Source organism: Pseudomonas asgharzadehiana (genome assembly GCF_019139815.1).
Taxonomy (GTDB): Bacteria; Pseudomonadota; Gammaproteobacteria; order Pseudomonadales; family Pseudomonadaceae; genus Aquipseudomonas; species Aquipseudomonas asgharzadehiana.
This window is the reverse complement of sequence record NZ_CP077079.1, coordinates 2,727,299-2,736,333: the sequence shown is the minus strand read 5'-3', so window position 1 is coordinate 2,736,333 and position 9,035 is coordinate 2,727,299. Positions and strand designations below refer to the sequence as shown.

Genomic DNA, 9,035 nt, shown 5'->3' with positions numbered 1-9,035 from the left:
GCCTTATAGCTGCCAGGAGCCGATATCGGCATTCACGCCATCGCCGTCCGGCTGGCCGTCGGCGCCCAAAGAGAACACATCGACTTCACCGTTGGCGCCCGGGTTGAGGTAATGATACGGGTGGCCCCAGGGGTCGTTGGGCAAGCGGTCGAGGTAGGCCCGCCAGGTGTTGTTCTTGGCGTCCGCCGGGCGTTCCACCAGCACTTTCAGGCCTTGGTTCATGCTCGGGTAAGTGCCGTGGTCGAGGCGGTAGAGTTTCAGCGCCTGCATCAAGCCGCCGATATCCTGCCTGGCCGCCGTAGCCCGCGCCTGGTCCGGGCGGTCGAGTACCTTGGGCACCACCATCGCCGCCAGGATCCCAAGGATGACCACCACCACCATGATCTCGATCAGGGTGAAGCCACGCTGGCCGCGAGGGCCTGGCAATGGGCGGGTTAGGCGCGCGATATCCATCTCGACATTCCTTGGGTTGAGTGCATTTCGTGGCGCAGTGTTGCAAGAACACATGTCAGTCGTATTGAAAATCCTCGGGAGTTTCGGTCGCCAATCGGTCAACTCAGGGCGCTAGTCTGCGGGCCTGTTTCCAGGTTTTGAGAGTGCCATGCACGGCCACCGCAACGAGCGAGGATTTACCCTGATCGAGGTGCTGGTGGCGCTGGCGATCATCGCCGTGGCCATGGCCGCCGCCGTGCGCGTGGCCGGGTTGATGACCCAGAGCAACGGCGTGTTGCGCGACAAATCGATAGCGTTGCTGGCGGCGCAGAGTCGCCTGGCGCAGGTGCGTCTGGAGGGCCATCTACGCAGCGGCAAGCACACCTTCGAATGCGACCAAGGGCGCTTGAAACTGCGGTGCGAGCAAACTGTCAGCGCCGATGGCCCGCTGTTTCAGGTTTCGGTGCTGGTGCTGGATGCCAGCCGCGAAGCACCGCCCCTGGCGCGCCTGGCCACTCAGGTCATGGCCGAGTGAGCCGTGGCAAGGCGGGCGCGTCCGGCAGCTTATCGAGGTTGACGCGCAGCTTCTCGCCGCCACGCTCAATCTCGACCGCGTCACCTTCGATGGCGGTCAAGCGCACGCCGGGGCTGAGGCGCTCACCCAACAGAAAACTGCGCGGCGGGCCGTCGTTGAGGCTGAGGATCGCCACCGCGCCGCGCGCCCCGGCCAGCACGCCGGTGACCTTGACCTGCAACGCCGTCGGCGCATTGGCAAACCATTGCAGCGCCGGGTTATCGCTGCGTGCCGCCAATGCCTGCGGGGTGGCCTGGGGCGTATGGGATTGGGCATTGGTGAGTAGCAGCGGCGCCCATACCGCCACGCCGGCCAAGGCCGCGAGCAGCGCGCCGACCTGCACGCCCTGTGCCGCTGAAAATCGCAGGGAAAACGCCATGAGCAGGACCTCCTGTTTGTCCGTGGCATCAGCCTACAGCTCAATTCGCACGTTTTTATTTCACAACCTCACCAGTTCAGCAGGTGCCCCGCGATGAAACAAACTGGCTTTACCTTGATCGAGCTGATGGTAGTGCTGGTGATCATCGGCATCGCCAGTGCCGCCATCAGCCTGAGCATCAAGCCCGACCCACTGCACCTGCTGCGCAAGGACGCCGAGCGCCTCAGCCAACTGCTGCAAGTGGCCCAGGCCGAAGCCCGCGCCGACGGCCGCCCGATCACCTGGCGCGCCGACGCCAAGGGCTTTCGCTTCAACCGCCGCAGCGATGACGGGACAGCGATGGAAGGGTTCCAGGGCGACGCTCAACTGCGCCCGCGCGCATGGGAGAGCACGCCGATGCAAATCAACCTCGAACCCCGGCAAACCCTGGTGCTCGACGCAGAATGGATCAACCCGCCGCTGCGCCTAGTGCTGTCCGACGGCCAACACAGCCTCAGCCTGCAACGGGACGCGGCAGGCTTGATGCGCGTGGTCAGCCAGCCATGAACAAACCCCAGCAAGGCTTCACCCTGATCGAAGTGATGGTGGCGATCATGCTGATGGCCGTGGTCAGCCTGATCGCCTGGCGCGGTCTCGACAGCGTGACCCGTGCCGACCATCACGTGCAGGCAAGCACCGAGCAGACCGAAGCGCTGCTGCGGGTGTTGAACCAGATGCAACGGGACATCAGCCTGCGCGCCGGCGTGGAGCTGACCGGGCCCAAGGACGAGGCCGCCGGGCTCGCGGCCATAACGGTGCGCAGTTCCGACAGCCAAGGCTTTCGCCTGGACGTGATTCGCAGCGCCCCGGTGGCCGGCGATGGCCTGCAACGCGTGCGCTGGTGGCTCAAGGGCGACAGCCTGTACCGCGCGGCGGCGCCTGCACGGGATCGCTTCCCGCTGCCGCCGGCCAAAGACGGCGTGGTGGTGTTGAGCGGGGTCAGTGACGTGCAGGTACGGGTATGGGAAACGGACAAGGGGTGGCGGCAGTTGAGCGGCAACCGGCGCGAAGACCCGCTGGGACTGGAGATCAACCTGGTGCGCCAGACGCCGCAAGGGGTGGAGCGGTATCGGCAGGTAATCGGGCCGTTGCGATAAGGCCTGATGCCTGAGCTGCCGCTGAGCTAGCTCAACAGCACGACGCCACCGGGCAACTCGGTACATTTGGCCCCATACGCATCCCGAATCAACAGCGCCACCCCCGCCAATTGCTGCAAACTGAACCGCGCCTGCACCCGGCGCCGGCCCAGTTCCTGGTTGAGCAGCACCAGCATTCCCGGCCGGTAGCGGTTGATTTCATCCACCACCGTCGCCAGCGTGGCGTTGTTGAATACCAGCACCTGCTCACGCCAGGCCACCACCGCCTGGGTGTCCACGCTCGTCACTTCGCTGATGCCGGCCGCGCCGTAGCTCAATTGCCGGCCACTGCCCAGGTTCACACGATGGCCGCCAATGTCCACCGACAGCGCCCCGTCGATACAGGTGACGCAGACCGTGCGATCGGTGTGCCGCACGTTGAACCGCGCCTGCGCCGCGCTCATCCAGCCCTCGGCGGCCTGGACCTTGAGCGGCTGTACAGCCTGGGCGAGCACTTCGACTTCACCCTCAAGCAATTCGATACCCTGGCCCACCCGGCTGATGCGCGTCTGCGTATTGAGCTCCAGGCTCACACCCTCGCTCAACAGCACATGCCGCTGCTCACCGACCTCGGTGCGATAGTCCGCCGTGAGCCCGGCAAAACCACCCGGCACGCCGACCCGCACCATCACTACCGCCGCCGACGCCGCAATGGCGCCGCCCAGGAACGCGCGCCGGCCAAACTGACGCGGGCGCTGCGCCGTTTCGGCCGCCGCGCCCACGTGCCGCCACAACATTTTGGCGCGCTCGAACGCCTGGGCATGCTCCGGGCTCTGGGCGCACCAGGCTTTGAGCGCCTTGGCATCGGCCACGGTGGCGCGGCCCGAGGTCAGCAGAACCAGCCAGTCGCGGGCTTCGTCGTGCAAGGGGCTGGCGGCGTTTTGCCGGGCGATGGAGAAGCTAAAAATGTTCAAGCGCGCACGTACTCACGGTTTTATCAGGGACTCAACACTAAGACGGTTTTCCGGCCCCGGGACCGAACCGCTGGATGACTTTTCTTTCCAGGCGCTTGGCGCAGTGGCCCAGGGCGGCCTTGATTTCCTTTTCGACCATGCGCGTGGAAATGCCGAAACGCTGGGAGATTTCCAGGTGCGGCGCCTCCTCCAGGCGCGCGGCGATGAGGATCTTGCGTCGGCGCGCCGGCAGTTCGTAAAGGGCCTTGACCAGGGACTGGATTTCTTTCTGGCCGCCCACCACCCGCGACGGGTCCTGGGCTTCATCGGCACTTTGCAGCAGCTCTTCCACCTCGCTGCCGGTAAGCAAACGCGCGTCGGCCTGGCGGCGGTCGGCGGCGATGTTCAGGGCCATGCGGTACAGGTAAGCGTTGGGTTGCGCGAGGTTCGGCGGCATGTCCATGCGGTCGACGCGCAGGTACGTTTCGTGCAGCACGTCGTTGGCCAGGTCCTCCGAGCCCAGGCGCTTGCGCAAACGGACCTTGAAGTCTTCGTAGGAGGCCAGGAACAAGCTGACCATCGTACTGTGCCCGGTATTTTTCATCCGCCCCAGGCTCCTTTTGCTGCTGTGCATTCCATGCGCGTTCCTGTTGTGTCGGGCATCAAAAGTAAAGTCACCGGTTGGCGCAATGAACTGGGCGCCGGGCGCTCCACCCGTGCAGTGCCCAGGCTGCGTACCAGTGCTTCATCGCGTTGTTCGTCGCCGGTGGAGCTGACCAGCCGGCTGTGTTCGATCAGCCCCTCACGGTTGACCCACACCTGCACCAGCGCGCGAAAACTGCCGGGGCGCGTGAGGGGCGACCGGCACAGGCTGGTTTCGATGGCCTGCTGCAAGGCCGTGGCATAGCTGTTATTGATCCGCGCGGCATTGCGCGCCGCCACGCCATGGGCCGGCGGCGGCTGGCTGACCTCGGGCAACTGCAAGGTAAACGCATCGCCGCGTGCATAACGTGCCATCAGGCCGCTTCCTGTCAGCAACATCGCCAGAGCCTCCTGCGCCGTAAAGCGCCCGCGCACCCCGATGGCGCGCCGGCCCCGCGTCAGCTCGCGGTCTACCAGCACGGCCATGCCGGTGGCGCGGCTATACGCTTGCAGTGCAGGCTCCAGGTCTTGCGCCGGCAGGTTCAGCAGCAACAGCGGTGCTTCTGCCTGCGCCAGGCGACCGCCGATCAGCAGCAACAGCAAGCCCAGGGCGCATACGGCGCGCCGACAGGCTCCCTGTTCACCCCCTGCTCCGCATCGCTGCACGGCCGACGCACCCTAGAAAACCGTCATCCTGAGGCCCGTTTATGAACCTGATGTTACGGTGATAGCAAAAAAAACATCACGGTGACGAGCAGCCCGCTGCACTACACTTTGCAGCCTTACCGGCCCACTCCCGCGGCCCGCCAGGAGGCCATGATGAAGCTGCTCCCGTTGCTTGCCAGTGTGTTGCTGTATACCGCCGTGCCCGTGCTTGCCCAGGCCGACAACGCTGCGGGCGGTTGCACCGAGGTCACGGTGGATGGGTACAAGGCGCCCGACTATGGCTGCCTGGGCCAGCAGATGGGCAATGACACGAACGCGGCCAAGGCCGCGCAAAAGAACCGCGAGGCGCAGCAGCTTTCGGTCCAGAAACGAACGCCGAATGCGCTGGGCTTGTCGACCCCGGCGGCGACGGGAGTGCGCATGGGTAATACGTTTGGAACATCCGTCAAACCACAACGGCCGTAAGGCCAATCGACGCGCGTAGACGCTGAAACGTTCAACCAAGCACGTCCATACAATTCCCCCCGCGCCCCTGCCCCTAACCTCACGGCTTTCTATCCCGTAGAAGCGCTGGAGAATGGGCATGCGTAACAAAGCAATCAAAGTAACCGTGGCATTGACGCTGCTGGCGAGCGCAATGATGGGCAATGCCTTCGCGGCAACCCCGAGCGTGGCCGTGGCGCCGCAATATGACACCAGCCATGTGTATGTCGCCCCGGCGGATGTGGACCGTTTCGCCCAAAGCTTCCTGGCCACCTTCGGCGGCAAGAGCACCGCCCAGGTGGTGGTGAATGTGCTGCCGGTGCCGAGCAGCACCACCTCGCAACTGCTGCAGACGCCGGCGGGCACGGTATCGCTGTTCGGCTTTACCACACCGATCCCGCACCCGTTTGGCCAGGAGCGCAACGGCTATCTGGTCAAGGACATGGACGTCGCGCTCAAGGCCGCCCGCGACAACGGCGCGGCGGTGATCGTCAGCGATTTCCCGGACCCCATCGGGCGCGACGCGGTGGTGCAATGGCCGGGCGGCGTCAACATGCAGCTCTACTGGCACACCAAGACCCCGGACTATGCCGCCTTCCAGACCGTACCGGAAAACCGCGTGTACCTCAGCGCCGAGCGGGCCGACGCCTTTATCAAAGGGTTCGTGGGCTTCTCCCACGGCAAAATACTGGCCGATGACCAGCACGCGCCGGGCATCGATGTAGGCCAAGCCAGCGGCACCTACCGGCGTGTCGATATCGAGTCGCCGTTCGGGCGCATGGCGGTGCTGGTAACCAACGGCCAACTGCCCTACCCCTTCGGCCACGAAACCACCGGCTACCAGGTGGCCGACCTGAGCGCCACGCTGGGCAAAGCCACCGGCTCCGGTGCCAAAGTGGTGGTGCCGGCGTTCGACAGCAAAGGTCGTCGCAGCGCGCTGGTCGAATTCCCCGGCGGCTACGTCGCGGAAATTCACCAACTCAACGCCGCAAAATGAAGCGTCGTACAGGCTGGAGCCTGGCCGTGCTGTGGCCGCTGCTCGCCGGCAGCGTCCACGCCGACGAGCAACCGACGCGGCCGGCCATCAAGGCCAATCGCTGGCAGGAAGACTGGTCCGTACTGCAGAACCCGGCGCTGCGCACGCAAGCGCTGGACAACCTCAAGTACATCCCGTTGTCAGGCGCCAACCCGTACAGCTACCTGTCGCTCGGGGCGACCTTGCGCGAGCGCTTCGAGATGAACGACGCCAGTGGCTTCGGCGTGAAGAATGTGCAGCGTGATCGCTACCTGATCCAGCGCTTGCAGGTACACGCCGACCTGCATCTGAACGAACACTGGCGGGTATTTACCCAGCTGGAAGATGTGCGGGCGTACGACAAGACCACCGTCGGTGGCGCCGACCAGAACCGCGTCGATTTGCGCCTGGCCTTTGCCGAGTACGTCAACACCTTCGACAGCGGCACGTTCAAGGCGCGAGCCGGGCGCCAGGACTTTGCCTTCGACTTGCAGCGCTTTATCTCCTCGCGGGACGGCCCGAATGTGCGGCAGTCGTTCGATGCGCTGTGGGCCGACTGGGAGACCACCCACTGGCGCTTTATCGGCATCGCCAGCCAGCCGGTGCAGTACCAGGACGGTCGACATTTCGACGACAAGTCCAACAGCGACGCGCGCTTTCACATGGTGCGCGTCGAGCGGCTGGTGGGTGGCAAGAACGAGCTGTCGGCCTACTACGGCGTGTATGAACGCAGCGCCGCGCATTACCTGGATGCCGACGGTGACGAGACCCGCCACCTGTTCGATGCGCGCCTGGGCGGCGCGGCCATGGGGTTCGACTGGGACATCGAAGCGATGCTGCAAAGTGGCTCGGTGGGCAGCAAGGACATTCATGCCTGGGCCGGCGGCAGCCGCACCGGCTACACCTTTGACAGCCTGGCCTGGAAACCGCGCATCGGCCTGCAACTGGACATCGCCTCGGGCGATCGCAAGGCGGGTGACGGCACCCTCGGCACCTTCAACCCGCTGTTTCCCAACGGCTATTACTTTTCCCTGGCGGGCTACACCGGCTACAGCAACCTGATCCACGTCAAGCCATCGATCACCGTCAAGCCCCTCGACAAGCTCAGCGTGCAAACCGCCGTCGGCCTGTTGTGGCGGCAAACCACCGATGATGCGGTGTACACCCAGCCCAACCTGCCGGTGGCGGGAACCGCCGGCCAGGGTGATCGCTGGACCGGGGCCTACGCGCAACTGCGTACCGACTATGGCTTCACCCCCAACCTCACCGGCGCGGTCGAAGCGGTGCACTACGCGGTGGGCCAGACCCTGCGCGATGCCGGCGGCGCGGACAGTAATTACCTGGGGGTCGAACTCAAGTTCAGTTGGTAGCCCCAAACAAGCACACCGGTACAAGCCGTGAAGCCGGTTTAACGGCCATAGTGATCCCGCGTTTTACCCACCCCTATCAAGGAGTTTTGCATGAGCACATTCGTTGCCAAAGACGGTACCCAGATCTACTTCAAGGACTGGGGCAGCGGCAAGCCCGTGCTGTTCAGCCACGGCTGGCCGCTGGATGCCGACATGTGGGAATACCAGATGGAATACCTGAGCAGCCGCGGCTACCGCACCATCGCGTTCGACCGCCGTGGTTTTGGCCGTTCGGACCAGCCGTGGACCGGCAACGACTACAACACCTTCGCCGACGATATCGCGCAGTTGATCGAACACCTGGACCTCAAGGACGTGACCCTGGTGGGCTTCTCCATGGGCGGTGGCGACGTCGCGCGCTACATCGCCCGCCACGGCAGCGCCCGTGTTGCCGGCCTGGTGCTGTTGGGCGCGGTGACGCCGATCTTCGGGCAGCAACCGGATTACGCCCAAGGCGTGCCGCTGGAAGTGTTCGCGGGTATCAAGGACGGTTTGCTCAAGGACCGTGCGCAGTTCATCTCAGACTTCAACACCCCGTTCTTTGGCCTCAACAAAGGCCAGGTGGTGTCTGAAGGCACCCTGAGCCAGACCCTGCAGATCGCCATGCTGGCCTCGCTCAAGTCGACCGTGGACTGCGTCACCGCGTTCTCCGAAACCGACTTCCGCCCGGACATGGCCAAAATCGACGTGCCGACCCTGGTGATCCACGGCGACGGCGACCAGATCGTACCGTTCGAAACCACTGGCAAGGTGGCGGCCGAGATGATCAAGGGCGCCGAGTTGAAGGTCTACAAGGACGCGCCCCACGGGTTCGCCGTGACCCACGCCCAGGCGTTGAACGAAGACTTGCTGGCGTTCCTGAACCGCTGAAACAGCTGAAACACCGCTCTCCTTATTTGGCCGGGCTTGCCCGGCCCTTTTTATTCAGGCAAACCGCCCGCCCAATGTGAAGCGACCCGGCCCGGCGAGCAGTACGCTGGTAAAGATGATCAGCAGCAACCAGCCGAACTGCCCTTCCAACAACGTCCACTGCGGATGCACCACCAGCATGGCGATCAACAGCACCGCCAGGATCGGCAAGCAGGCCAGGCGCACCAGCACCCCGGCGACGATCAACACGGGGCACAGCACCTCGGCAAAAATCGCCAGTAGCAAGGTCATGTGCGCGCCCAAATGAAACGGGTCTTCGATCTGCTTCAACTGTTCGCTGTAGTCGAGCACCTTGGGCAAGCCATGCACCCACAGCAGGAACAGCGCCCCGCTCGCCCGCAGAAACAACAGCCCCAGATCCTGGTGTTTTGATTCGTTCATATGCGCTCCCTGTAGGTGGTTATCGACGTCGATTGTGTCCACCGAGGCGCATGCAC

The 9,035-nt window shown here is 64.4% G+C and carries 13 protein-coding genes; 7 read left to right on the top strand and 6 right to left on the bottom strand.

Translation table 11 applies throughout. The annotated features are described in order from the left end of the window. Window positions 1-3 precede the first annotated feature (3 nt). A complete protein-coding gene (gene gspG, locus KSS96_RS12625; protein ID WP_017530235.1) occupies window positions 4-453 on the bottom strand; it encodes a type II secretion system major pseudopilin GspG in 450 nt (149 codons plus the stop codon). A 148-nt stretch (window positions 454-601) separates the two neighbouring features. On the opposite strand from gspG, the gene gspI reads away from it, so the two are divergent. Then, a complete protein-coding gene (gene gspI / locus KSS96_RS12620) occupies window positions 602-967 on the top strand; it encodes a type II secretion system minor pseudopilin GspI (RefSeq protein ID WP_017530234.1) in 366 nt (121 codons plus the stop codon). Here gspI and KSS96_RS12615 read toward each other — a convergent pair. Continuing rightward, complete coding sequence (locus KSS96_RS12615; RefSeq protein WP_017530233.1) at window positions 954-1,385, bottom strand: type II secretion system protein N; 432 nt, start codon at window positions 1,383-1,385, stop codon at window positions 954-956. The two genes, gspI and KSS96_RS12615, sit on opposite strands and share 14 nt — an antisense overlap. 93 nt (window positions 1,386-1,478) lie before the next feature. On the opposite strand from KSS96_RS12615, the gene gspH reads away from it, so the two are divergent. Both gspH and KSS96_RS12605 read left to right on the top strand, forming a co-directional pair. Beyond that, window positions 1,479-1,931 (top strand): type II secretion system minor pseudopilin GspH, encoded by a 453-nt coding sequence (gene gspH / locus KSS96_RS12610; RefSeq protein WP_017530232.1) that lies wholly within the window; start codon window positions 1,479-1,481, stop codon window positions 1,929-1,931. Continuing rightward, on the top strand, window positions 1,928-2,521 hold the full coding sequence (locus KSS96_RS12605) for a PulJ/GspJ family protein (RefSeq protein WP_065878540.1): 594 nt from the start codon (window positions 1,928-1,930) through the stop codon (window positions 2,519-2,521). The genes gspH and KSS96_RS12605 overlap by 4 nt, the downstream gene beginning before the upstream one ends. A 26-nt stretch (window positions 2,522-2,547) precedes the next feature. Here the strand turns inward: KSS96_RS12605 and KSS96_RS12600 are convergent, their stop codons facing one another. Genes KSS96_RS12600 through KSS96_RS12590 form a run of 3 tightly spaced genes read right to left on the bottom strand, consistent with a single transcriptional unit; the run spans window position 2,548 to window position 4,698 of the window. Further along, window positions 2,548-3,474, bottom strand: a complete 927-nt coding sequence (locus tag KSS96_RS12600; RefSeq protein ID WP_217856379.1) for a FecR family protein — start codon at window positions 3,472-3,474, stop codon at window positions 2,548-2,550. Between the two features lie 37 nt (window positions 3,475-3,511). Further along, on the bottom strand, window positions 3,512-4,057 hold the full coding sequence (locus tag KSS96_RS12595; RefSeq protein ID WP_017530229.1) for an RNA polymerase sigma factor: 546 nt from the start codon (window positions 4,055-4,057) through the stop codon (window positions 3,512-3,514). Continuing rightward, window positions 4,054-4,698 carry a secretin and TonB N-terminal domain-containing protein gene (locus KSS96_RS12590; protein ID WP_017530228.1) on the bottom strand — a complete coding sequence of 215 codons (645 nt, stop codon included), beginning with the start codon at window positions 4,696-4,698 and terminating at the stop codon, window positions 4,054-4,056. The genes KSS96_RS12595 and KSS96_RS12590 overlap by 4 nt, the downstream gene beginning before the upstream one ends. Before the next feature lie 216 nt (window positions 4,699-4,914). Here KSS96_RS12590 and KSS96_RS12585 point away from each other — a divergent pair, with 216 nt between their 5' ends. From KSS96_RS12585 to KSS96_RS12570, 4 genes are all read left to right on the top strand, one after another. Beyond that, on the top strand, window positions 4,915-5,226 hold the full coding sequence (locus KSS96_RS12585; RefSeq protein WP_017530227.1) for a hypothetical protein: 312 nt from the start codon (window positions 4,915-4,917) through the stop codon (window positions 5,224-5,226). 118 nt (window positions 5,227-5,344) lie between these two features. Then, the gene (locus KSS96_RS12580) at window positions 5,345-6,241 is read left to right on the top strand and encodes a VOC family protein (RefSeq protein WP_017530226.1); all 897 of its coding nucleotides are present in this window, start codon (window positions 5,345-5,347) and stop codon (window positions 6,239-6,241) included. Further along, entirely contained in the window at window positions 6,238-7,629 is a 1,392-nt protein-coding gene (locus KSS96_RS12575) for an alginate export family protein (RefSeq protein ID WP_065878539.1), read from the top strand. Before KSS96_RS12580 ends, KSS96_RS12575 begins: the two co-directional genes overlap by 4 nt. 90 nt (window positions 7,630-7,719) lie before the next feature. Beyond that, entirely contained in the window at window positions 7,720-8,538 is an 819-nt protein-coding gene (locus KSS96_RS12570) for an alpha/beta fold hydrolase (protein ID WP_017530224.1), read from the top strand. A 54-nt stretch (window positions 8,539-8,592) separates the two neighbouring features. On the opposite strand, the gene KSS96_RS12565 is transcribed toward KSS96_RS12570, so the two are convergent. After that, entirely contained in the window at window positions 8,593-8,979 is a 387-nt protein-coding gene (locus tag KSS96_RS12565) for a DoxX family protein (protein WP_017530223.1), read from the bottom strand. Between the last annotated feature and the right edge of the window lie 56 nt (window positions 8,980-9,035).